Origin of the sequence: Streptomyces sp. NPDC102437 (genome assembly GCF_044765565.1) — a bacterium.
Classification (GTDB): domain Bacteria; phylum Actinomycetota; class Actinomycetes; order Streptomycetales; family Streptomycetaceae; genus Streptomyces.
Window position 1 is genome coordinate 35,250 of sequence record NZ_JBIWKI010000007.1, and the last position, 23,689, is coordinate 58,938.

Annotated in this window: 21 protein-coding genes; 11 read left to right on the forward strand and 10 right to left on the reverse strand. The window is 70.0% G+C overall.

What is annotated here, in order from left to right; all coding sequences use genetic code 11:
* Positions 1-35: 35 nt before the first annotated feature.
* From ACIRJP_RS11235 to ACIRJP_RS11260, 6 genes are all read right to left on the reverse strand, one after another.
* Entirely contained in the window at positions 36-122 is an 87-nt protein-coding gene (locus ACIRJP_RS11235; RefSeq protein WP_311605579.1) for a putative leader peptide, read from the reverse strand.
* 32 nt (positions 123-154) lie between these two features.
* The gene (locus ACIRJP_RS11240) at positions 155-1,768 is read right to left on the reverse strand and encodes an FAD-dependent monooxygenase (protein ID WP_404171240.1); all 1,614 of its coding nucleotides are present in this window, start codon (positions 1,766-1,768) and stop codon (positions 155-157) included.
* A 221-nt stretch (positions 1,769-1,989) separates the two neighbouring features.
* The gene (locus ACIRJP_RS11245) at positions 1,990-2,889 is read right to left on the reverse strand and encodes an amino acid ABC transporter permease (protein WP_404171243.1); all 900 of its coding nucleotides are present in this window, start codon (positions 2,887-2,889) and stop codon (positions 1,990-1,992) included.
* Positions 2,886-3,551: an amino acid ABC transporter permease gene (locus tag ACIRJP_RS11250; protein ID WP_404171246.1), complete on the reverse strand. Its 666-nt coding sequence runs from the start codon at positions 3,549-3,551 to the stop codon at positions 2,886-2,888. Before ACIRJP_RS11250 ends, ACIRJP_RS11245 begins: the two co-directional genes overlap by 4 nt.
* Positions 3,552-3,626: 75 nt before the next feature.
* A complete protein-coding gene (locus ACIRJP_RS11255) occupies positions 3,627-4,463 on the reverse strand; it encodes a glutamate ABC transporter substrate-binding protein (protein WP_383724040.1) in 837 nt (278 codons plus the stop codon).
* Positions 4,464-4,553: 90 nt separating this feature from the next.
* Positions 4,554-5,339, reverse strand: a complete 786-nt coding sequence (locus tag ACIRJP_RS11260; RefSeq protein WP_376308394.1) for an amino acid ABC transporter ATP-binding protein — start codon at positions 5,337-5,339, stop codon at positions 4,554-4,556.
* 356 nt (positions 5,340-5,695) lie between these two features.
* On the opposite strand from ACIRJP_RS11260, the gene ACIRJP_RS11265 reads away from it, so the two are divergent.
* Both ACIRJP_RS11265 and ACIRJP_RS11270 read left to right on the forward strand, forming a co-directional pair.
* Positions 5,696-6,388: a response regulator transcription factor gene (locus tag ACIRJP_RS11265; protein ID WP_266729320.1), complete on the forward strand. Its 693-nt coding sequence runs from the start codon at positions 5,696-5,698 to the stop codon at positions 6,386-6,388.
* Positions 6,389-6,403: 15 nt separating this feature from the next.
* Complete coding sequence (locus ACIRJP_RS11270) at positions 6,404-7,798, forward strand: sensor histidine kinase (protein ID WP_404171251.1); 1,395 nt, start codon at positions 6,404-6,406, stop codon at positions 7,796-7,798.
* Positions 7,799-7,825: 27 nt separating this feature from the next.
* Here ACIRJP_RS11270 and ACIRJP_RS11275 read toward each other — a convergent pair whose 3' ends face one another.
* A complete protein-coding gene (locus ACIRJP_RS11275) occupies positions 7,826-8,824 on the reverse strand; it encodes a TAXI family TRAP transporter solute-binding subunit (RefSeq protein WP_404171254.1) in 999 nt (332 codons plus the stop codon).
* Between the two features lie 162 nt (positions 8,825-8,986).
* On the opposite strand from ACIRJP_RS11275, the gene miaB reads away from it, so the two are divergent.
* The gene (gene miaB / locus ACIRJP_RS11280; protein ID WP_404171709.1) at positions 8,987-10,480 is read left to right on the forward strand and encodes a tRNA (N6-isopentenyl adenosine(37)-C2)-methylthiotransferase MiaB; all 1,494 of its coding nucleotides are present in this window, start codon (positions 8,987-8,989) and stop codon (positions 10,478-10,480) included.
* 114 nt (positions 10,481-10,594) lie between these two features.
* Positions 10,595-11,311 (forward strand): class III extradiol dioxygenase subunit B-like domain-containing protein, encoded by a 717-nt coding sequence (locus ACIRJP_RS11285; protein WP_404171257.1) that lies wholly within the window; start codon positions 10,595-10,597, stop codon positions 11,309-11,311.
* Positions 11,312-11,395: 84 nt separating this feature from the next.
* Here ACIRJP_RS11285 and ACIRJP_RS11290 read toward each other — a convergent pair whose 3' ends face one another.
* The gene (locus ACIRJP_RS11290; RefSeq protein WP_404171260.1) at positions 11,396-11,638 is read right to left on the reverse strand and encodes an antitoxin; all 243 of its coding nucleotides are present in this window, start codon (positions 11,636-11,638) and stop codon (positions 11,396-11,398) included.
* 217 nt (positions 11,639-11,855) lie between these two features.
* On the opposite strand from ACIRJP_RS11290, the gene miaA reads away from it, so the two are divergent.
* From miaA to ACIRJP_RS11325, 7 genes are all read left to right on the forward strand, one after another.
* Positions 11,856-12,794, forward strand: a complete 939-nt coding sequence (miaA, locus tag ACIRJP_RS11295; protein ID WP_404171263.1) for a tRNA (adenosine(37)-N6)-dimethylallyltransferase MiaA — start codon at positions 11,856-11,858, stop codon at positions 12,792-12,794.
* Between the two features lie 107 nt (positions 12,795-12,901).
* Complete coding sequence (locus ACIRJP_RS11300; RefSeq protein ID WP_356088101.1) at positions 12,902-13,339, forward strand: hypothetical protein; 438 nt, start codon at positions 12,902-12,904, stop codon at positions 13,337-13,339.
* A gap of 112 nt (positions 13,340-13,451) precedes the next feature.
* Entirely contained in the window at positions 13,452-14,324 is an 873-nt protein-coding gene (gene dapF / locus ACIRJP_RS11305) for a diaminopimelate epimerase (protein ID WP_404171266.1), read from the forward strand.
* A gap of 142 nt (positions 14,325-14,466) precedes the next feature.
* Positions 14,467-16,638 (forward strand): RelA/SpoT family protein, encoded by a 2,172-nt coding sequence (locus ACIRJP_RS11310; protein WP_404171269.1) that lies wholly within the window; start codon positions 14,467-14,469, stop codon positions 16,636-16,638.
* 97 nt (positions 16,639-16,735) lie between these two features.
* Positions 16,736-18,190: a M1 family metallopeptidase gene (locus tag ACIRJP_RS11315; protein ID WP_404171272.1), complete on the forward strand. Its 1,455-nt coding sequence runs from the start codon at positions 16,736-16,738 to the stop codon at positions 18,188-18,190.
* A 144-nt stretch (positions 18,191-18,334) separates the two neighbouring features.
* A complete protein-coding gene (hflX, locus tag ACIRJP_RS11320) occupies positions 18,335-19,855 on the forward strand; it encodes a GTPase HflX (protein ID WP_404171275.1) in 1,521 nt (506 codons plus the stop codon).
* 254 nt (positions 19,856-20,109) lie between these two features.
* The gene (locus ACIRJP_RS11325; RefSeq protein ID WP_404171278.1) at positions 20,110-20,937 is read left to right on the forward strand and encodes a transposase; all 828 of its coding nucleotides are present in this window, start codon (positions 20,110-20,112) and stop codon (positions 20,935-20,937) included.
* Between the two features lie 76 nt (positions 20,938-21,013).
* Here the strand turns inward: ACIRJP_RS11325 and ACIRJP_RS11330 are convergent, their stop codons facing one another.
* Together ACIRJP_RS11330 and ACIRJP_RS11335 are read right to left on the reverse strand one after the other, a co-directional pair.
* Positions 21,014-22,183, reverse strand: a complete 1,170-nt coding sequence (locus ACIRJP_RS11330; RefSeq protein ID WP_404171281.1) for a trypsin-like serine peptidase — start codon at positions 22,181-22,183, stop codon at positions 21,014-21,016.
* Between the two features lie 271 nt (positions 22,184-22,454).
* Complete coding sequence (locus ACIRJP_RS11335) at positions 22,455-23,675, reverse strand: trypsin-like serine peptidase (RefSeq protein ID WP_404171284.1); 1,221 nt, start codon at positions 23,673-23,675, stop codon at positions 22,455-22,457.
* Between the last annotated feature and the right edge of the window lie 14 nt (positions 23,676-23,689).

The window sequence follows — 23,689 nt, forward strand, 5'->3', positions numbered from 1 at the left end:
CGGCAGCGCGCACGGCGGAGCAGGGAGAAGGCGATTCAGCAGGACGGCCGACACACGCAGCCCGCATAGCGGACGAGGTCCATATGGACCCTCCGCCACAGGCGCACATCGGTGTCGGTCACGTTCCGGAGTACACCATCTGCGTCCGCATCGGTCAATTGATGCCCGCAGTCTGGTCGGAACGTACGGCGGCGCGCACCGCTCCGCCACGTACCGCGTCCGCCGCCGCGAAGAGGTCCCGCGGCTGCACCCCGCCGAACGACGCCACGAGATGACCGTCCGGCCTGACCAGTAGCACGGTGTGGGCCGATGCTCCCGGATAGCTCTCGGTCACCAGCAGCTCGCCCTTCAGTGGCAGGGCGTCGACGGCGGCGGCGAGGCGGGGCATGACACCGGCGGTCATCCAGTGCCGCCGGTCCCAGACCCCGGTCCCGGGCGCCACCAGAACCACCAGCAGATGCCCCTGCCCCAGCCGTTCCCGGAGCCGTACGGTCGTCCCGTCGGGGGCCGTCACCCGCACATCGGCCACCGGCGCACCGGGGGGCGTACCGACAGATGTGTGCGCCTCGGCGCGTGAGGGCGCAAGGGGCGAATGCGAGTACGAGGGGGGCGCACCGAGGGGGCCGCAGCCCAGATGTCCGTCGGCGAGCAGCGAATCGTGCTCCCGCGCGCTCCCCGGGACCAGCGTCCGCAGCCCTCCGCCGCCCCGCAGTATCGGCAGCGACTGGTCCGCGGCACGCAGCCGTGCGGCGACCGCGGCCCGGCGCTCGGCCTGGTAACTGTCGAGCAGTACGTCGGAAGCGCCGTGGTGCCAGTCCTGGGCCAGCTTCCAGGCCAGGTTCTCGGCGTCCCGCAGTCCCTCGTCGAGCCCCTGGGTGCCCAGCGCCCCCAGCAGATGGGCGGCGTCGCCGGCCAGGAAGGCCCGGTCAACCCGCCAGCGCAGGGCGAGCCGGTGGTGCAGCGTGTACACGCCCGTGTCCAGCAGTTCGTACGGCGGTGTCTCCCCGCACCAGCCCGCCAGCGTGTCCCGGACCCGGGTGATCAGAGCGTCCGGGGTGACGAGTTCGCCGCGCGGCGGCAGCAGCCAGTCCAGCCGCCAGACGCCGTCCGGCAGCGGCCGCGCCGTCACCTCGGCGCCGCCGGTTCGCCACGGCGGCAGCCGGTGCAGCACGGCCTGTCCGGTCCAGGGCAGCTCGGTACGCAGCGCCGCGACGGCATGCCGCTCCACCGCCGTACGTCCGGGGAACCGGATGTCGAGCAGCTTGCGCACGGTGGACCTGGCGCCGTCGCAGCCCACCAGGTAACTCCCGCGCCACTCGGTCGCGTTCGGCTTCCTGGTGTGCACGGTGACGCCGGTGGCATCCTGCTCCAGGGTGTCGATCCGGCTGTACGGGGCCACCCGCACCAGCTCCTGCGCGGCCACCGCGTCCCGCAGCCCACGCGTCAGCACGTGCTGGGGCAGATGGATCGGGGCCGGCAACGGATCCCCCTCGGAGGAGTCCTCGCCGAGCGGCAGCTCACGCACCAACTGCTTCCGCCGCATCGACCGCCACCCGGACCACCGCATCCCCTCGTGCCGGAGCGCCTTGCAGCCCAGCCGCTCCACCAGGGCGGCGGTGTCCTCGCGCAGCACCACGGTCCGGGCGGGGCGCGTCTCGTCCTTGCCCGGGTCCTCGTCGAGCAGGACGGAGGGAACGCCCTGCGCCGCGAGGGCGAGCGACAGTGCCAGGCCGACCGGGCCGGCACCGACGACGATCACCGGGTCCACGGCGCGACTCCCGGGATCCGTTCACACGACGCGGACGCGCGAAGCGAGCGGCTCGGAAGGTGGATGGAGGGTTGAGGAGGTGTGGCGACGGAGAGGACAGGGGGCGCGATCACAGAACGTATGCAACCTACTGCCGGTGCTTGCGTCAAGCGACACCGGAGAGCGGTGAGGGGCGGTGGCTCATCTGCCACCGCCCCTCGGGAACTCCATGCGACGGTCCGTCAGACGGCGTGGCCGTCATCGACGACGAGCGACGGCGTACCGGCGGTCTTGGGTGCGCCCCCGGGCGCGGTGCCCTTCCCCTTCTTGGTGCGCCGGAGCCAGCGCTCCAGCCAGCTCGCGAACGAGGTGAGGGCGAAGTTCACCAAGAGGTAGATCAGGGCGATGACGGTGAAGCACGCGATGGTGTTCGCGCCGTAGTTGGCAGCCATCGGGCGGACCGAGGCCAGCAGCTCGGGGAAAGTCATCACGGCACCGCCCAGCGCGGTGTCCTTCACGATGACGACGAGCTGGCTGACGATCGCCGGCAGCATCGCCGTCACCGCCTGCGGCAGCAGCACGAACACCATGGTCTGGCCCTTGCGCATGCCGAGTGCCTTGGCAGCCTCGCCCTGGCCCTTCGGGAGGGTGTGGATACCGGCGCGCACGATCTCGGCGAGCACGGAGGCGTTGTACAGCACCAGACCGGTCACCACGGCGTACAGAGGACGGTCGTCGGTGTCGATGTTCGTGTACTCCGAGTACACCGCGTTCGCCACGATCATCAGGATCAGCACCGGGATGGCGCGGAAGAACTCCACGACCACACCGGCCGGCACCCGCACCCACCGGTGGTCGGAGAGCCGACCGATACCGAAGAGCGCGCCGAGCGGCAGCGCGATGATCAGGGCGAAGAACGCCGCCTTGAGCGTGCTCTGGAGGCCCGGCCAGATGTACGTCTCCCACGGCTGGGAGCTGGTGAAGAAGGGCTTCCACTTGATCCAGTCGAGCTGGTGCTTCTCGGCCAGACCGTCGTACACCCACCACACCACGGCCGCGGCGCACAGCACGAACAGCACTGTGTAGAGGATATTGCGCTGCTTGGCGCGTGGCCCCTGGGCGTCGTAGAGGACGGAACTCATCGCTTCACCGCCACCTTCTTGCTCACCCAGCCGAGGATCAGGCCGGTCGGGAGGGTCAGGACGACGAAGCCGAACGCGAAGACCAGCGAGATCAGGATCAGCTGGGCCTCCGCCTCGATCATGTCCTTCATCAGGTAGGAGGCCTCGACGACACCGATCGCGGAGGCGACCGTGGTGTTCTTCGTCAGCGCGATCAGCACGTTGGACAACGGGTTGACCACCGCACGGAACGCCTGAGGAAGGATGATCAGCCGCAGTACCTGCGTGAAGCTCAGCCCGAGTGCGCGCGCCGCCTCGGCCTGGCCGACCGGTACCGTGTTGATGCCGGAGCGCAGCGCCTCGCAGACGAAGGCGGCGGTGTAGGCGACCAGGGCGAGTACGGCCAGCCGGAAGTTGATGTTGTCGATGACGTCGGCACCGAGAGTGACGCCCAGCGTCTGGAACAGACCCAGCGACGAGAACACGATGATCACGGTCAGCGGAATGTTCCGGACCACGTTCACATAGGCGGTGGCGAAGCCGCGCATCAGGGGGACCGGGCTGACCTTCATGCCGGCCAGCAGCGTTCCCCATATGAGGGAGCCGAGGGCGGAGTAGACGGTGAGCTGCACCGTCACCCAGAAGGCCCCCAGCAGGTCGTAACCTTCAAGAAAGTCGAACACGATCTCCCGCGCTTCCGCGTGTAGGAGGGCACGGCGCGCCGCCGTTCACGGACGGCGCGCCCGGTCAGCCCTGCTTCACTTGACGATGTTGCCGACCTTCGGGGCGGGCTCGTTCTTGTAGTTCGCCGGGCCGAAGTTGGCCTTCACGGCCTTTTCCCAGGAGCCGTCCGAGACCATCTTGGTGAGGGCGTCGTTGACCTTCTTCTTGAGGTCGGCGTCGCCCTTCTTCAGGCCGATGCCGTAGTTCTCGTTGGTCATCTTGAAGCCGGCCAACTTGAACTTGCCCTGGAAGTTCGCCTGCGAGGCGTAGCCCGCCAGGATGCTGTCATCGGTGGTCAGCGCGTCGATGACCTTGTTCTCCAGGCCGGTCAGGCACTCCGAGTAGCCGCCGTAGGTCTGGAGCTGCGCCTTCGGGGCCAGTTTGTCCTTGACGTTCTTCGCCGAGGTCGAGCCGGTGACCGAACACAGCTTCTTGTTGTTCAAGTCCTCCGGCGACTTGATCGAGTCGTCGTCGGCGCGGACCAGGATGTCCTGGTGGGCCAGCAGGTACGGACCGGCGAAGTCGACCTTCTGCAGGCGCTCGTCGTTGATCGAGTAGGAGGCGGCGATGAACTTGACGTCACCGCGCTCGATCGCCGTCTCGCGGTCGGCGCTCTTGGTCTCCTTGAAGACAATGTCCTTGGCGTCGTAGCCGAGTTCCTTGGCCACGTACGTGGCGACATCGACGTCGAAGCCGGTGTACTTGCCGTCCGGGGTCTTCAGGCCGATGCCCGGCTGGTCGATCTTGATGCCGATCGTGATCTTCTTGCCGTCGCCCGAGCCGCCGTCCTCCTTGTCGGAGCCACAGGCGGTGGCGGTGATGGCGAGGGCGAGCACGGCGGCCGAGGCGGCGGTGACCTTACGAAGCTGCATGGTGGTTTTCCCTAAGAGTTGACGCGATGTGAGTGATCAGCCGGTCCGGGGCCCGGCGGTGCAGGATCAATCAGTGCAGTGCGGGATCAATCAGTGGTGAAGGATCTTCGACAGGAAGTCCTTGGCCCGGTCACTGCGCGGGTTGCTGAAGAACTGGTCGGGCGTGGCCTCTTCGACGATCTTTCCGTCGGCCATGAAGACGACCCGGTTCGCGGCCGAGCGCGCGAAGCCCATCTCATGGGTGACGACGACCATCGTCATGCCGTCCCGGGCGAGCTGCTGCATGACCTCCAGCACCTCGTTGATCATCTCCGGGTCGAGCGCGGAGGTCGGCTCGTCGAAGAGGATCACCTTCGGGTCCATGGCCAACGCCCGTGCGATGGCCACGCGTTGCTGCTGCCCGCCGGAGAGCTGGGCGGGGTACTTGTCGGCCTGCGTCGCGACACCCACCCGGTCGAGCAGCGAACGGGCCTTGTCCTCGGCGGCCTTCTTGTCCGTCCTGCGGACCTTGATCTGGCCCAGCATCACGTTCTCGAGCACCGTCTTGTGCGCGAAGAGATTGAACGACTGGAAGACCATGCCGACATCGGCACGCAGCCTGGCCAGCTCCCTGCCCTCCGCGGGCAGCGGCTTGCCGTCGATCGAGATGGCGCCCGAGTCGATCGTCTCCAAGCGGTTGATCGTGCGGCACAGCGTGGACTTCCCGGACCCGGAGGGCCCGATGACGACCACGACCTCGCCACGGGCGATCGTCAGGTCGATGTCCTGGAGCACATGCAGCGCGCCGAAGTGCTTGTTGACGTTGCTCAGCACGACAAGGTCGTCCGCCGCAGGCGCGGCGTCCCCGGCACCCTTGGTCACTGAAACTCCGCTCATCGGCTTCATGCTCCGTCCTCCTCGGTTGGGAAGGACCCTAGTGACGCGGTGCTACCAGCGTCATTACATCTGAGCGGAAATTGAGGATAACGATCCGGCGGCAACCGGACACTCCGTGTGAAGGGGGTGCGGGATGTGACGCCTGCGGCGTACCGGGTGGATAACAGATGGCCGGATGCGGTGGGCAGGCCTTGACTGACCTGCCTCTCATCGGAGTGGATGCCCTGGTACGCCATGACGTGAAACTTCTCGGTACGTGGAAGTGACGGGGAGCGTACGGAGACCGCACCGACACCCGCCGACGCCTGTCGGCAGGTGTCCCGTCGCAATCATCGGAGAAACCGGAGAGGGAGGCCATGAGACTGCTGCTCGTCGAGGACGACAACCATGTCGCCGCGGCCCTCTCCGCGATCCTCGCCCGGCACGGCTTCCGGGTCGTGCACGCGCGCAGCGGCGAGGAGGCCCTGCAGGCCCTGCTGCCCGCCGACACGGAGCCGTTCGGTGTCGTGCTCCTCGACCTCGGCCTGCCCGACCAGGACGGCTACGAGGTGTGCGGGAAGATCCGCAAGCGCACCTCCACGCCGGTGATCATGGTGACCGCGCGCGCGGACGTACGGTCGCGGATCCACGGTCTCAACCTCGGCGCCGACGACTACGTGGTGAAGCCGTACGACACCGGCGAACTCCTCGCCCGTATTCACGCCGTCAGCCGGCGTAAGGCCCCGGGCGAGGACACCGTGCCCATGCCCGTCGCAGGGCTGCGTCTCGGCCATGTCCACATCGAGCTGCCGACCCGCAAGGTCAGCGTCGACGGATCGGAAGTCCAGCTCACCCGCAAGGAGTTCGACCTGCTCGCGCTGCTCGCCCAGCGGCCCGGAGTGGTGTTCCGCCGGGAGCAGATCATCAGCGAGGTGTGGCGCACGAGCTGGGAGGGCACGGGGCGCACGCTCGAAGTGCACGTCGCGTCCCTGCGTTCCAAGCTGCGGCTGCCCGCACTGATCGAGACGGTGCGCGGAGTCGGCTACCGCCTCGTCGCGCCGTCCGCGTAGAGGCGTACGTCCCAGGTGCGCACCCGGCTGCTTCCCCTGCTCATCATTCTCATGGCGGGCGTACTGCTCGCTCTCGGCTTCCCGCTGGCCGTCAGCGTGGCTGCCGCCCAGCAGCAACGCGTCGTCATCGACCGCATCGACGACACCGCACGCTTCGCCGCACTCGCGCAGTTCATGACCGATCCGGTCGCCGGATACGACGAGCGCCGGCGCACCCTGCGCAATGAACTCGACACCTACGAGTCCGTGTACGGCATCCGCGCCGGTATCTTCCGCCGCGACGACAGCGCCATGGCCAAGGCCCCCGCCGCCTGGCAGCTGCCGCTGGAGGGGGAGGGGCGCGAGGCGTTCAAGGAGGCCCTGCTCGGGCGGCGCAGCCACGATCCACCACAGGTCTGGCCGTGGCAGAACGGCAGGGTCGTCGTCGCCTCACCCGTCGTACGGGATGGCGATGTCGTCGCCGTGGTGGTCCTCGACTCGCCCACCGACGAGATGCGCTCGCGCACGATCCGCGGCTGGCTGCTGATCGCGGCCGGCGAAGCGATCGCGATGCTGGTCGCCGTCGGCGCCGCGATCCGCCTCACCGGCTGGGTCCTGCTGCCGGTGCGGACGCTGGACGCGGCCACCCACGACATCGCCAGCGGACGCATGCGATCGCGGGTCGCGGCTTCCGGCGGACCACCGGAACTCAGGCGCCTGGCCCGTTCGTTCAACGAGATGGCCGACAACGTCGAGGACGTGCTGGAGCAGCAGCGCGCCTTCGTCGCCGACGCCTCGCACCAGCTGCGCAACCCCCTCGCCGCGCTGCTGCTGCGGATCGAGCTCCTCGCGCTCGAACTCCCCGAGGGCAACGAGGAGATCGCCTCCGTGCGTACGGAGGGCAAGCGCCTCGCGCAGGTCCTCGACGACCTGCTCGACCTGGCGCTGGCCGAACACGCCGCGGCCGATCTGCAGCTCACGGACATCGGCGCGCTCACCGCGGAGCGCGTCGCGTCCTGGCGGCCGGTCGCCGAGGAGAAGGGGGTACGGCTCCGGGCGGACGGCTCGTCCGCGGTGACCGCCTGGGCGGACCCCGTCGCGCTGTCGAGCGCCCTCGACGCGATCATCGACAACGCCCTGAAATTCACCCCTGCCGAGGAAGAGGTCGTCGTCACGGTCGCCTCCGGCCGCGATGACGTCACGGTCGTCGTCGCCGACCGCGGGCCCGGCCTCACGGCACAGGAGATGGAACGCATCGGCGACCGGTTCTGGCGCAGCACCCAGCACCAGAACATCAAGGGATCCGGCCTCGGGCTCTCCATCTCGCAGGCGCTCCTGGCGGCCTGCGGCGGCTCCCTGAGCTACACGGCCCGTGAGCCGCACGGGTTGCGGGTCACGGTCTCGGTGCCGCGCAACGGCCCGCAGGGCTGAGCGGGAGGACCAGGGGGAGGGCCGGCGTCAGGGCTTGACCGAGCGGTAGTAGCGGCTGGCCCCTTCGTGCAGCGGCAGCGGATCGGTGTAGATCGCCGTACGCAGATCCACCAGCTGGGCCGCGTGCACCTCGCGCCCGATCCGGTCCCGGCTGTCGATCACGGTCCGGGTGAATGCCTCCGTCAACGCCGGATCCGAGCGGTCCGTGGTCACCAGCACATTGGCGACCGCGACCGTCGGCACCGCCTGGTCCTGTTGCGCCCTGCCGTAGGCGTCGGCGGGCATCATGGCCGAACGGTAGTAGCGGGCGGACCCGCCCGCCGCCTGGAGCTTCTTGACCAGCGGGGCCTCCAGCGGCACCAGCCGGACAGCGAAGCGGTCCGACAGCTCCTGCACGGCGGAGGTGGGCAGTCCGCCGGACCAGAAGAAGGCGTCGAGCCTGCCGTCCTCCAACTGCTCCGGCATGGTGTCGATACCGGCGGAAACCGGGGTCACGCCCTTCGCGGGGTCGAGCCCCGCGGCCGTCAGCAGCCGGTCGGCGACCAGCCGCACACCCGAACCCCGCTGCCCCACCCCGACCCGCTTTCCACGCAGGTCAGAGACCTTTCGTACCTCGGATCCGCGGGGTACGACCAGCTGGATGTAGTCGTCGTACAGCCGCACACAGCCCCGCAACCGGTCCGCGCCGGGCTTGCCGCTGCGCAGATAGGTGGCGAGGGCATCGGTGGTGGCGATGGTGAAGTCGGCCTTCCCGGTCGCCACCCGGGCGATGTTCTGCTGCGAGCCCTCGCTGGTCTGCAACCGTATCGACACCTTGGGCAGATCCCTGGCCAGGTCCCCCCTGAGGCGCTCGCCATAGCGCTGGTAGACCCCGCTGCGCACACCGGTGCTGAAAGTCAGCGTGCCGGTGGGGGCCGGCTGCCCGAGCGGCAGCAGCCACCACAGCAGCAGCCCGAGCACGACGGCGAGCGCGGCGCACATCTGAAGGACGCGTCGCCTGCCGATACGGGAGAGTGCCTGGAGCATGGCGGCGATACTGCCAGCCCGCCCCGGCGATGACCAGGGCCGCTCCCCGGCGAGGACCGGAGCCGCTCCCGCGGGCGTCGCCGGGCGGGGCAGTCATCATCGGGGCCCCGGCGGAGCCCTTACCCTGGACGGGTGAGCGGCAACGACGTGGCTGGTGGAGTAGTGGACGGTTTGAAAACGTACGAGGTGCGCACCTACGGGTGCCAGATGAACGTCCATGACTCCGAGCGGCTGTCGGGGCTGCTGGAGGGCGCGGGTTACGTACGTGCCGCCGAGGGCTCCGACGGCGACGCCGACGTCGTGGTCTTCAACACCTGCGCGGTGCGGGAGAACGCCGACAACAAGCTCTACGGCAACCTCGGCCGGCTCGCTCCGATGAAGACAAAGCGGCCCGGCATGCAGATCGCCGTCGGCGGCTGCCTGGCGCAGAAGGACCGCGACACCATCGTCGAACGGGCCCCCTGGGTCGACGTCGTCTTCGGCACGCACAACATCGGCAAGCTGCCCGTGCTGCTGGAGCGCGCCCGCATCCAGGAGGAGGCGCAGATCGAGATCGCCGAATCCCTGGAGGCGTTCCCCTCCACACTCCCCACCCGCCGCGAGTCCGCCTACGCCGCGTGGGTGTCGATCTCCGTCGGCTGCAACAACACCTGCACCTTCTGCATCGTTCCGGCCCTGCGCGGCAAGGAGAAGGACCGCCGCACCGGCGACATCCTCGCCGAGATCGAGGCCCTGGTCGCCGAGGGAGTCTCCGAGATCACCCTGCTCGGCCAGAATGTGAACGCGTACGGATCCGACATCGGCGACCGCGAGGCGTTCTCCAAGCTGCTGCGCGCCTGCGGCAGGATCGAGGGCCTGGAGCGGGTCCGATTCACCTCGCCGCACCCCCGCGACTTCACGGACGACGTGATCGCCGCGATGGCCGAGACGCCCAACGTGATGCCCCAGCTCCACATGCCGATGCAGTCGGGCTCGGACACGATCCTCAAGGCGATGCGGCGCTCGTACCGGCAGGAGCGCTTCCTCGGCATCATCCAGAAGGTACGCGCCGCGATGCCGGACGCCGCCATCTCCACCGACATCATCGTGGGCTTCCCCGGCGAGACCGAGGAGGACTTCGAGCAGACCATGCACGCGGTCCGCGAGGCGCGCTTCGCCAACGCCTTCACCTTCCAGTACTCCAAGCGCCCCGGGACCCCGGCCGCCGAGATGGAGGGGCAGATCCCCAAGGAGGTCGTCCAGGAGCGGTACATGCGCCTGTCGGCCCTTCAGGAGGAGATCTCCTGGGAGGAGAACAAGAAGCAGGTCGGCCGGACGCTGGAGATCATGGTCGCGGAGGGCGAGGGCCGCAAGGACGGCGCCACCCACCGCCTCTCCGGCCGCGCCCCCGACAACCGCCTGGTCCACTTCACCAAGCCGGACGAGGACGTGCGCCCCGGTGACGTGGTGACCGTCGAGATCAGCTACGCGGCCCCGCACCACCTGCTCGCCGAGGGCGCACCGGTCGCCGTGCGGCGGACCCGGGCCGGGGACGCCTGGGAGAAGCGCAACGCCGCCGAGGCCGTCAAGCCGGCCGGAGTGATGCTGGGCCTGCCCGGCATCGGAGCCCCGGCACCGCTGCCGGCCGCGGCGGCCCCGGGCTGCGGCTGCGACTGACGCAGGAGCCCGACGGTGCTCGACCTCCCGCGCGGCAGCGGGACCGAGCAGCGCCCGGGACGACCGGGGGCCGAGGCCGCAGGAGCCTCGCGGCCAGGCAGTACGCTGCCCTCCATGCTTGTCGCCGCCGCTGTCTGCCCCTGCCCACCCCTGCTGGTACCCGAGGTCGCCGCCGGGGCCGCTCCCGAACTCGACACCCTGAGGGACGCCTGCGCCGACGCTCTCGGCGTGCTCGCCGCCGCGCGTCCCGACCTGCTGATCGTGGTCGGGCCCACGGCCCCCTCGGGCCGCGGGCCGCACCCCGAGGGGGCGACCGGAACCTTCGAGGGGTTCGGCGTCGACCTGGGCGTACGGCTCGGCCGCGACCTCGGACCGGTGGGGGCGGACCACTCGCTTCCGCCGTCCCTCGCCGTCGGCGCCTGGCTGCTGGCCCGCGCGGAATGGGCCGGTGCGCCGGTCGAGGGGCTGGGTGTGGCGGAGCAGCTGGCGGCCGAGCGCTGTACGAGCGCCGGGCGGGACCTGGCCGCCAGGGCGGAGCGGGTCGCACTGCTCGTGATGGGCGACGGCAGCGCCTGCCGCACGCTCAAGGCCCCCGGCTATCTGGACGAACGGGCCGAGGCGTTCGACGCGGCGGCCGCCCGCGCACTGGGCGCGGCGGACCCGGACGCGCTGATCGCGCTGGACGAGTCACTGGCGTACGAACTGAAGGCGGCGGGCCGGGCACCCTGGCAGGTCCTCGCGGGCGCGGCACAGGGGGCAGGACTGGCGGGACGGCTGCTGTACGAGGACGCCCCGTACGGCGTCGGCTACCTGGTCGCCGCCTGGTCCTGAGTCGCTGCCGCCCGCGGTCCTCCGGGTGACGGCCGTGCGGCGTCGCCGTTCCGAGGCCGTCACCCGGACCCGATCAGTTCATGGTCAGGAAGCGGGCGGCGGCGCACCACCTTCGTCCTTCTTGTGGGACAGGCGCTCGACCGCGTCCTTGGCCTTCCTCGCGCCGGATTCGATCTTGTCGCTGTACTTGCCCTTGGTCTTTTCGTCGACCGTCCGCGCGGCCTTGTCGACTCCGTGGTCGATCTTTTCCCCGTGCTGTTGCGCGAGTTCGCCGACCTTGTCCTTGGCGGGGCTCAGCTTGGTCTTCAAATTGTCCAGGAAGCCCATCGGGCACCTTCCCTGCTGGGGGACTACGGCCGGACGCTTCTTCAAACCGTGAAAAAACGCCCATATTCAATGTGAATTCTACTGGCGTGCGGGACGATCCGCGCCGCCCGGAGGGGCCTGACGAACGGGTCCGGACCGGGACGGCAAACGATTCCCGTTCCCGGCCGGTCACCTCACTCGTTCGGGAAGAGTGCCTGAGGTTTGCGAGACTGTGGCGGTGAGAAGCTCAGCTCCCGCACCGCGGGTCATCACCGTCGTCGGTCCCACTGCGGCCGGAAAGTCCGATCTGGGAGTATTTCTTGCTCAGCAGCTCGACGGCGAAGTGGTCAACGCCGACTCCATGCAGCTCTACCGGGGGATGGATATCGGTACCGCGAAGCTGACGCTCGCCGAACGAGAATCCGTCCCGCACCGCCTGCTGGATATCTGGGACGTCACCGAGACCGCCAGCGTCGCCGAGTACCAGCGGCTGGCCCGCGCCGAGATCGACCGGCTGCTCGCCGCCGGCCGCACCCCCGTCCTGGTGGGCGGATCCGGGCTCTACGTGAAGGGCGCCATCGACGCCCTGGAGTTCCCCGGCACGGACCCCGATGTGCGGGCCAGGCTGGAGGAGGAGCTGGTCGAGAGCGGTTCCGGAGCGTTGCACGACCGGCTCGCCGCCGCCGACCCCGAAGCGGGCCGGGCCATCCTGCCCAGCAACGGCCGCCGGATCGTCAGGGCCCTCGAAGTCATCGAGATCACCGGCAAGCCCTTCACCGCGAATCTCCCCGGTAACGATGCGGTGTACGACACCGTCCAGATCGGCGTCGACGTGGCCCGTCCCGAACTCGACGAACGCATCGCCCTGAGGGTCGACCGGATGTGGGCGGCCGGGCTCGTGGACGAGGTGCGAGCCCTGGAGGCGCACGGCCTGCGCGAGGGCCGGACCGCGTCACGGGCGCTCGGCTACCAGCAGGTACTCGCCGCGCTGGCCCAGGAATGCACCGAGGACGAGGCGCGTGCCGAGACCGTCCGCGCCACCAAGCGATTCGCCCGCCGTCAGGACTCGTGGTTCCGCCGCGACCCGCGGGTCCACTGGCTGAGCGGCGCCGCAGAACACCGCGGGGAACTCCCGCGCCAGGCGCTGGCGTTGATCGAACGAGCGGTTACAGCCTGATCACGTGATGGCATCGGGAAGCCCTGCCCGTCATTTCGACGACCCGGAGCGTGCCATCATCGAGCATCGATCGACCAGTGGAGTCCGAGTTGGGAGGGCGCGTGGCGATGGAGGCCGGCCCTCGCGACACTGAACAAGACGCACCGGACGCGCTGCACGGAGCGGGAAGTCTGAGCCCCGACGGGCCGGACGAGCTCGAAGCGACCCCCGAGGTCGAGGTCGAGCTGCGGCCCGCTCGCAAGCTGCGGATCTGGCAGCTGGCACCGATCGTCATGCTCGCCGCGGTGGGATCGCTGATGTTCGCCTTCCCGCTCGCCTTCGAGTTCGGCGACGGCGGCGCGGTCGTGGCCATGCTCGGCCTGCTGATCAGCTGTTGCGCCGCGGGCTGGGGCATGATGGCCGCCCGGAGGGTGGGTTACACCTGGCCCGGCCTTCCGCAGCGGGGCTCCGGCGAGCGCTCGGACTGGCGGGTGATCGCCCTGTACGTCGCAGTCGGCGGCACGCTGGTCGCCCTGGCCGTCTGGCGGGTGGCCCGGCTCCAGTGACGCCGGAGCCGTCACGGACGGTACGGCTTCCGCGGCGGCCGGAGCTGTCGTGCCGGCGCCCGCGGGCGGGCCGGGGCCGTCGGTTGTCGGCGCCGTTTCGTACAGTTGCCCTGTGAGCACCTCGCAGATCGCCTTCCTCAAGGGTCACGGCACCGAGAACGACTTCGTGATCGTTCCCGACCCGGACAACGCCATCGACCTGCCCGCCTCCGTCGTCGCCCGGCTCTGCGACCGCCGGGCCGGTATCGGCGGTGACGGACTGCTGCACGTCGTACGGTCCGCCGCGCACCCAGAGGCACAGGCCATGGCCGCCGAGGCCGAATGGTTCATGGACTACCGCAACGCGGACGGCTCGATCGCCGAGATGTGCGGCAACGGGGTCCGGGTCTTCGCCGGATACCTCCAGCGCGCCGGGCACGTCGAGCAGGGCGACCTGGCCGTCGCGACCCGGGGCGGCGTGAAAAAGGTGCACATCGCCAAGGACGGCGCCATCACGGTCTCCATGGGGCGCGCGCTCCTCCCCGAGGACGGGGTCACGGTCGGCCTCGACGGCCGCAGCTGGAACGCCCGCAACGTGAACATGGGCAACCCCCACGCCGTCGCCTTCGTCGACGACCTGACACACGCCGGCGATCTGCTCTCCGTACCGCCTTACAGCCCCGCGGCCGTCTACCCCGACGGCGTCAACATCGAGTTCGTGGTGGACCGTGGACCGCGCCATGTCGCCATGCGGGTCCACGAGCGCGGCTCCGGCGAGACCCGTTCCTGTGGCACGGGCGCCTGCGCCGTGGCCGTCGCCGCGGCCCGCAGGGACGGCGCGGACCCCACGGAGACCGGCACCCCGGTCACGTACACCGTCGATCTGCCGGGCGGCACCCTCCTGATCACCGAGCGGCCGGACGGCGAGATCGAGATGACCGGACCGGCCGTGATCGTCGCAGAGGGACTGATCGACCCCGCCTGGCTCGAAACGGTGGCCGGTTAGGACTTCGCTCGAATGGGTGATCCCTTTCACGCTCGGCGAGAGCGGCACTCCGCCGCGTGGTGGGCTCGGTAGCATCAAGCACCGGCCCGGAGGCGCGACCGCACCTCCCCACCGCCGGTCGACGTCGCCGGAGGTGCCCCCCATGAGCGCAGAGGCCACCAGCCCAGGTGCCCCCATCCGCAGACGGGGCCGTCCCCGGATCGATCTGCGCAGGCTCGGCCGCGTCGCGCTGCTCGGCCCCGTCTCCCGCGACCGGCTGCCCGACGCCATCGGCCATGTCGCCGAGGCGCACCGGGCCCACCACCCGGATGCCGATCTCTCGATCCTGCGCCGGGCCTACGTACTCGCGGAGTCCTCGCACCGGGGACAGATGCGCAAGAGCGGCGAGCCGTACATCACTCACCCGCTCGCGGTCACCCTGATCCTCGCCCAGCTCGGCGCCGAGACGACGACACTCACCGCATCGCTGCTCCACGACACCGTCGAGGACACCGATGTGACCCTCGATCAGGTGCGGGAGCAGTTCGGCAAAGAGGTCTGCTACCTCGTCGACGGCGTCACCAAACTCGAAAAGGTCGACTACGGAGCGGCGGCCGAGCCCGAGACCTTCCGCAAGATGCTGGTCGCCACGGGGGACGACGTCCGCGTCATGTCCATCAAGCTCGCCGACCGGCTGCACAACATGCGCACCCTGGGCGTGATGCGGCCCGAGAAACAGGCCAGGATCGCCAAGGTCACCCGCGACGTACTGATCCCGCTGGCCGAACGGCTCGGGGTACAGGCACTCAAGACCGAGCTGGAGGACCTCGTCTTCGCGATCCTCCACCCCGAGGAGTACGAACGGACCCGCGCGCTGATCGACGCCGCGTCGGCGCGGCCGGACGGCTCCGGCGCCGCCCGCCAGAATCCGCTCGCGGCCATCGCCGAGAACGTCACGACGGTGCTGCGGGAGGCCGGCATCCCTGCCGAAGTCCTCATCAGGCCACGCCACTTCGTGTCCGTGCACCGGGTAGGCATCAAACGCGGCGAGCTGCGCGGCCCCGACTTCGGCCGGCTGCTGGTGCTGGTCGGCGAGGACGCCGACTGCTACGCCGTGCTCGGTGAACTGCACACCTGCTTCACGCCGGTGATCTCCGAGTTCAAGGACTTCATCGCCGCCCCCAAGTTCAACCTGTACCAGTCGCTGCACACCGCCGTCGTGGGCGAGGACGGGGCGGTCGCCGAAGTCCTCATCCGCACCCACCGGATGCACAAGGTGGCCGAGGCCGGAGTCATCGCCCTCGGCAACCCGTACGCCGCGGACAACGGCACCGACCCCCAGGCCGCCGAACCCGCCGACGGGGAGCGCGCCGACCCCACCCGGCCCGGCTGGCTCTCCAGGCTCCTCGAATGGCAGCAGTCCGCCACGGACCCCGACACCTTCTGGACCACGCTCCGCGCCGATCTGGCCCAGGACCGGGAGATCACGGTCTTCCGGACCGACGGTGGCACGCTCGGGCTGCCCGCCGGAGCCAGCTGCGTGGACGCCGCCTACGCGCAGTACGGGGAAGAGGCGCACAACTGCATCGGCGCCCGGGTCAACGGCCGCCTGGCCACCCTCGGCACCGTACTCAGCGACGGCGACACCGTGCAGCTGCTGCTCGCCGAGGACGCCGCCTCGGGCCCCTCGCCCGACTGGCTCGACCACGCCCGCACCCCCGCCGCCCGCATCGCCATCACCGGCTGGCTGGACGCCCATCCCGAGGACACCCGCGGCCCGCAGGGCGCCCGGCCCGAGAAGACCGGACCCGAGCAGCAGTCGCAAGGAAACTCCAGGCCAGGACCGCAGGCTCAGCAGACCGCCGGCGCCGGGCCCGCCGCGGCCGCGAGCGCCGTGGTGGACCGGCCGCACGCCCCCGTACGGCTCGCCGGCTGCTGCACCCCCGTACCCCCCGACGCGGTCACCGGATTCCTCGTGCGCGGCGGCGCTGTCACCGTGCACCGCCTGGAGTGTCCCGCCGTTGCCCGGATGCGGTCCGTCGGCCGGACGCCGGTCGGGGTGAGCTGGGGAGAGTCCACCGAGTGCCGGGTCACACTGGTCGCCGAGTCCTTCGGGCGCCCCCGGCTGCTCGCCGATCTCACCGAGGCGATCGCGACGGCGGACGCGGCGATCATCGCCGCCACCGTCGAACCACCCAGCGAACAACGCGTCCGGCACATCTACACCCTGCAACTCCCCGACGCGGCCGGACTGCCGGCCCTGATGCGCGCCATGCGTGACGTGCCCGGGGTGTACGACGTGAGCCGCGCCCAGCACCGGGCGACCACCGTCTGACCTCGTCGGCCGGAGCCATCTGCCCACAGAGATCTCGTTCGGGTGGCGCGGCGCGCGCCGCGCCTGTCCGGCGGGAAGTCGCTGGTAGCGGTAGTTCATGCCGTTCATCTCCCGTCGCCTGCGGGCCGCTCTGCTGGCCACCGCATCAGCCACCCTCGTCGCAGCCACCCTCCCCTCGCCCGTGCCGCTCGGCATCGGCGATCCGCTCTTCCCCCACCTCGGCAATCCGGGGTACGACGTCCGCGCCTACGACATCGGACTCACCTACCACGGCGACAACAGCAAGCCGCTGGACGCCGTCACCAGGATCGACGCGCGGACCACCGAACCGCTCGACCGGATCAACCTCGACTTCACCCGGGGCACGGTCCGCGGGGTCGAGGTCAACGGACTCCGCGCCGACTTCGCCGTCAAGGACGAGGACCTGGTCATCGAGCCGACGGGGCGGCTCCCCGCCGGGGTGCCGCTGCGCATCACCGTCCGGCACACCAGCGACCCCAGCGGCGACCAGGACAGCGGGGGCTGGCTGCGTACCGCCGACGGCCTGGCCATGGCCAATCAGGCCGACGCCGCGCACCGGGTCTTCCCGAGCAACGACCACCCCGCGGACAAGGCGTACTTCACCTTCCGGGTCACCGCGCCCAAGGGCCTCACCGTGGTGGCCAACGGGCTGCCCGCCGGCACGGCCCGGCACGGCGCCGACACCACCTGGACCTACCGGACCGAACACCCCATGGCCACCGAACTGGCCCAGGTCTCGATCGGCCGGTCCACCGTCCTGCACCGGACCGGCCCGCACCGGCTGCCGATGCGCGACGTGGTGCCCACCGCCGACCGCAAGCTCCTCGAACCCTGGCTCAGCAGGACCCCCGCCCAGCTGGAGTGGATGGAACAGCAGGTCGGCCGCTACCCCTTCGAGACGTATGGGCTGCTCGTCGCCGACACCGAGACCGGTTTCGAGCTGGAGACGCAGACGCTCTCGCTCTTCGAACGGTCCCTGTTCGCCGGGGCCGGCTATCCCGAGTGGTACCTCGAATCGATCATGGTGCACGAGCTCGCCCACCAGTGGTTCGGCGACAGCGTCTCCCCGCAGCGGTGGTCCGATGTCTGGCTCAACGAGGGGCACGCCACCTGGTACGAGGCCCGCTACGCCGAGGACCACGCCGACAAGCCGCTGGAGGACCGGATGCGCGAGGCGTACACCAGGTCCGACGGCTGGCGCGCCGCGGGTGGTCCGCCGGCCCTCCCCGACGCCCCGGCGCCCGGACACAAGATCAGCCTGTTCCGGCCGGTGGTGTACGACGGCAGCGCGCTGATCCTCTACGCGCTGCGCCAGGAGATCGGGAGCAGCGCGTTCGACCGGGTGGAGCGGAGCTGGGTGAAGAAGCACCGGGACTCCAACGCGACCACCGAGGACTTCGTCGGCCTGGCGTCCCGGACCGCGGGCCGCGACCTGACCTCGTTCTTCGAGGGCTGGCTGTACGGGGAGAAGACCCCGCCGATGCCTGGGCACCCGGACTGGCGCAGCACCGCGCCCGCCGCACAGCGATAAACCCGGGTGACTGGCGAGGCGCGGCCGTGCAACTATCGACGGGTCGCCGCGGCGGCCGGACCGGAGATTCCCGACGGAGGGAATCATCGGAAGGGGTCACGCGTTGTGACTGATGTAACGGACTTCCAACGACGTAAGGATCCAATGACCTCCTCTTCTTCCCTTCCCCAGGACGCGCAGGACGCGCAGAGCGCTACGGAGAATGTCACCGAAAGCCTCACCGAGAGCCTTCGGGCCGACGCCCTGATGGAAGAGGACGTCGCCTGGAGCCACAAGATCGACACGGAGCGGGACGGCGAGCAGTTCGACCGCTCCGAGCGCGCCGCACTGCGGCGTGTGGCCGGGCTCTCCACCGAGCTCGAAGACGTCACCGAGGTCGAGTACCGACAGCTGCGCCTGGAGCGCGTGGTGCTGGTCGGTGTCTGGACGTCGGGGACCGTGCGGGACGCGGAGAACTCCCTCGCGGAGCTGGCCGCACTGGCGGAGACGGCGGGCGCCCAAGTGCTCGACGCCGTCTTCCAGCGCCGCGACAAGCCGGACCCGGCCACCTACATCGGTTCGGGCAAGGCGCTGGAGCTGCGCGACATCGTGCTCGAATCCGGGGCCGACACCGTCGTCTGCGACGGTGAGCTCAGCCCCGGCCAGCTGATTCACCTGGAAGACGTCGTCAAGGTCAAGGTGGTCGACCGGACCGCCCTGATCCTCGACATCTTCGCCCAGCACGCCAAGTCCCGAGAGGGCAAGGCGCAGGTCTCGCTGGCACAGATGCAGTACATGCTGCCGCGGCTGCGAGGCTGGGGTCAGTCGCTCTCCCGTCAGATGGGCGGCGGCGGTTCCAGCGGCGGTGGCGGCATGGCCACCCGTGGTCCCGGTGAGACCAAGATCGAGACGGACCGGCGGCGGATCCGCGAGAAGATGGCGAAGATGCGCCGGGAGATCGCGGAGATGAAGACGGGCCGCGAGATCAAGCGCCAGGAGCGCAAGCGCAACAAGGTGCCGTCGGTCGCCATCGCCGGCTACACCAACGCGGGCAAGTCCTCGCTGCTCAACCGGCTCACCGGTGCAGGCGTCCTGGTGGAGAACGCACTGTTCGCCACCCTGGACCCGACCGTGCGCCGGGCCGAGACGCCGAGCGGCCGGCTCTACACGTTGGCCGACACCGTCGGGTTCGTACGGCATCTGCCGCACCACCTCGTCGAGGCGTTCCGCTCCACCATGGAGGAGGTCGGCGAGTCCGACCTGATTCTCCACGTGGTGGACGGCTCGCACCCGGCGCCGGAGGAGCAACTCGCCGCGGTGCGCGAGGTGATCCGCGAAGTGGGTGCGGTGGACGTGCCCGAGATCGTGGTGGTCAACAAGGCGGACGCGGCCGATCCGCTGGTGCTCCAGCGACTGCTGCGCATCGAGAAGCACGCGATCGCCGTCTCGGCGCGCACCGGCGCCGGTATCGATGAGCTGCTCGCACTCATCGACACCGAACTGCCGCGGCCGTCGGTCGAGATCGACGCGCTCGTCCCGTACATCCAGGGCGGACTCGTCTCCCGGGTGCATGCCGAAGGCGAGGTGATCTCCGAGGAGCACACGTCGGAGGGCACCCTGCTCAAGGCGCGGGTGCATGAGGAACTGGCGGCCGAGCTCTCCTCGTTCGTCCCCGTGGCGCACTGACCGCGACACGAAAAGGCTCCGATCGCCCGAAGGCCTGCCCAGACCGGGATGCTGTTGGTTAATCCGGGGCGGGCGTGACGACGGCCTGTATGACCCCGTTGGGGTTGTGCAGGCCGTCGTCGTGTTGAGGGGTGGGCTCGGTGCCGTCGTGTGGAGTGGATCTGGGAGAGGTCCCGGAGGAGACTGCTCGGCTGGCACGTGCGGTGTTCCCGAAGGGCTGCCCGGTGATGCGGGCGCGGGATGCACTCGGACCAGTGTTCTCGGATGCCGATTTCGAGGAACTTCTCCCGGCCAGGGGGCGACCGGCCGTGTCGCCGGCCCGGCTCGCGCTGGTGTCGGTGTTGCAGTTCGCCGAGGGGCTGACCGACCGGCAGGCCGCGCACGCGGTCCGCTCGCGCCTGGACTGGAAGTACGCTCTTTCGCTGGAGTTGGCCGATACCGGATTCGACTTCTCGGTGCTCAGCGAGTTCCGTGCCCGGCTGGTCGACGGCGAGGCCGGCCAGATGGTGTTCGATGCGGTACTCCGGGCGGCCGACGGGGCAGGGCTGGTCAAGGCAGGCAAGCGGCAGCGCACGGATGCGACCCACGTGCTGGCCGCGACGAGAGACCTGAACCGGCTGGAGTTCGTGGTCGAGACCCTGCGGGCGGCACTGAACCAGGTAGCGGAGGCGGCCGGGGACTGGCTGGTGACGGTGTCGTCGCCAGAGTGGTTCGACCGTTACTCGGCAAGGCCGGAGGACAGTCGCTTCGCGTCCCGGTGGGCGGCCCGCGTCGAGCACGCCGACCAGTGCGGGGCCGACGGCATGATGCTGCTGGAGGCCGTCTGGTCGGCCACGTCACCGCCCGTGTTGCAGAGCCTGCCCGCGGTGGAGTTCCTGCGGCAGACCTGGGTGCAGCAGTACCATCACGTCGAGGGCACCGTGCGCTGGCGCGGAACGAAGGACCTCCCGCCGGGCCTGATCCGCTTACGGACCCCACTTCACCGGCGCTGCCATCAACCCCGCATCGATGCCTGGCTCACCGGCCGACCACTGGCCAAGACCGGCGTTTCGCCCTTCGCAGCACTCCGCCCCGCTGGATGAGATCCAGCGGGGCGGAATTGACCAACAGCATCCGACCGGGGGCGGGCCTTCGACCGTCATGGGGTGGAGGCGGCGGTCAGCGGCCGGCGAACTTCTCGCTCGTCGTGGCGAAGACGTCCTCGGCGCCCGGACCCAGGTGAGGGCCGGCGAGCCAGCCCGAAGTCACCGGCCCGATGGACGTGTTGGAGACCAGCACCGACTTGCCGTCACTGCCCTTGCGGAACCAGCCGCCGCCGGACGACCCACCGGTCATGGTGCAGCCGATGCGGTACATCGCCGGAGTGCTCGGGCTGATGGAGAGACGGCCGGGGCGGTCGACGCACTTGTGCATGATCAGGCCGTCGTACGGCGGAGCGGCCGGGTATCCCCAGGCGCCCATGGCGTCGATACGCGAGATCTCGGGAGCGTCGAAGTCGACCGACAGGGCGTTGCCCACGGTCTCCTCCAAGGACTTGGTGCCCCGCTCCGGCTTCACGTGCAGTACCGCGTAGTCGTACGGGGCGCCTTCGCCCCCGGTGGGTCCGCCGTCGGCGAGCCATTCGCCCGAGGTCGTCGCCCAGTCCGCCCAGTACGCGCCGTACGGGGCGACCTCCTGCGGCTGCGCGCTCTCCAGCGCGGCGGCGGACTTGCCCTTGTCGTTGTACGCGGGCACGAAGACGATGTTGCGGTACCAGCCGCCCTTCGAACCGGCGTGCACACAGTGCCCCGCGGTCCACACCAGGTTGGACTTGCCCGGGTTCGCCGGGTCCTTGACGACCGTGCCCGAGCAGACCATCGAGCCCTCGGGGGAGTCGAAGAACACCTTGCCGACCGGGGCCGCGTAGTCGTGGTACGGCGTCTTCTCGCGCTCTGCCTGCACAGGAGCGGGCTCCGGGTCGCTGATGCCCTGACCGCCGGAGACGTCGCCGGCCGCCATGGTCTTCGCCGGGTCCTTGGCCGACTTCATCCGGTCGGGCTTCCACAGCCCCTCGATGACCGGGTTGACGAAGTCCTTGGCCTCACGCAGCCACTTGTCCTTGTCCCAGTTCTTCCACTCGCCGTTCTTCCACTTCTCCGGGTCGACACCGTGCTTCTTCAGCGTCTCGGCCAGACCGTCGGGCAGGGAGCCGCCGGCGTCCTGGCCGCCCGGGGATTCGGCGGCGGGCTTGCCGGCCGCGTTGTCCTCGCCAGGACCGCAGGCTGTGGCCGTCAGCGCGAGCGCGGCGACGAGCCCGGTCGCGGCGAGCAGCGGACGTATGGATCGCATGAAAAGGTTTCCCCCTGAAATTGCCAAAATTTTTGCCATGAGCGTGTCATACGGTTCGGTGGGCCGGGCCAACGGCCACTGAGGATGCAGGGGCCACCCTATGACGGCCGGAGCATGCTCTTTGCCACGGAGGCACGTCCCGCACGGGTCGCGGCCGGGAGGCGGTGCCGCACGACGGACAGGGCCCCCGGCGCGCAACTGCCGCGCCGGGGGCCCTTGATGTGCTGTTGCCGTCACCGCTCCCGGGACCGGGCCGGGTGACGGCCCGTCATCACTGTCCCGCGTACTTCTTGCTGACCGAGTCGTAGACGCCCTTGGCCTCCTTGCCGAACCGCGGCCCGGCCAGCCAGCCGGCCGTCACCGGCCCGATGGAGGTGTTCGAGACCAGCACGGGCTTGCCGTCCTGGCCGTTCGCGACCCAGCCGCCGCCCGAGGCGCCGCCGGTCATGGTGCAGCCGATGCGGTACATCGTCGGGTCCTGAGCGGTGAGCGAGAGCCGGCCCGGCTTGTCCGCGCACTGGAAGGCCTTCTGGCCGTCGTACGGCGGAGCGGCGGGGAAGCCGGTCGCGGTCATGCTGTCGATCTTCGGCACGGCCGGGGCGTTGAACTCGACGGGCAGCGCGGAACCGACGGTCTCCTCCAGGGACTTGCCCGTCGAGCCCTTCTCGGGCGTCACGTGCAGCACCGCGAAGTCGTACGGCGCGCCCTGCCCGCCGACCGAGGCACCCTGCGAGATCCACTGGTCGGACGTCTGCGCCCAGGTGCCCCACCACACGCCGTACGGGGCGATCTCCTGCTTCGTCGCCTTCTTCAGCTCGGCAAGGGAAAGGCCCTGGTTGTTGTACGACGGCACGAAGGCGATGTTGCGGTACCAGCCGCCCTTCTTGCCGGCGTGCACACAGTGCCCCGCGGTCCACACCAGGTTGGACTTCCCGGGGTGCGCCGGGTCCTTCACCACGGTCGCGGAACAGACCATGGAGCCCTCGGGGCCGTCGAACAGCAGCTTCCCGGACTCCGCGGCGTTGGCGTGGTACGGCGTCCGGACGCCCGCGGCCTGGACCGGCGCGGGCGTCGGGTCCGTCACGCCGACGTCGCCCGAGATGTCGTTGTCGACCGGCTTCTCCGGCGACTTGTCCGCGTCCCGCATCCGGTCCGGGTCCCAGAGGTCCTCGATGATGGGGTTGACGAAGTCCTTGGCCTCACGCAGCCACTTGTCCTTGTCCCAGTTCTTCCACTCGCCGTTCTTCCACTGGTCGAGGTCGATCCCGTGTTCCTTGAGCCGGCCCTTCAGATCGTCCGGAATGGTGATCTTGCCGTCCGAGGACTGGCCGGCGGGAGCGCTCGGCTTGTCGCTCGCGTTGTCCTCTTCGGGACCGCAGGCGGTGGCGGTGAGCGCGAGGACCGCGGTGACCGCGGCCACGGCCAGCACCGACGAAGGCCGGCGGCGCCCCCTCCCCTGACGTTCGGCGAGAGCCGGTCGAATGAGTCGCATGTGGTGATCCCCCT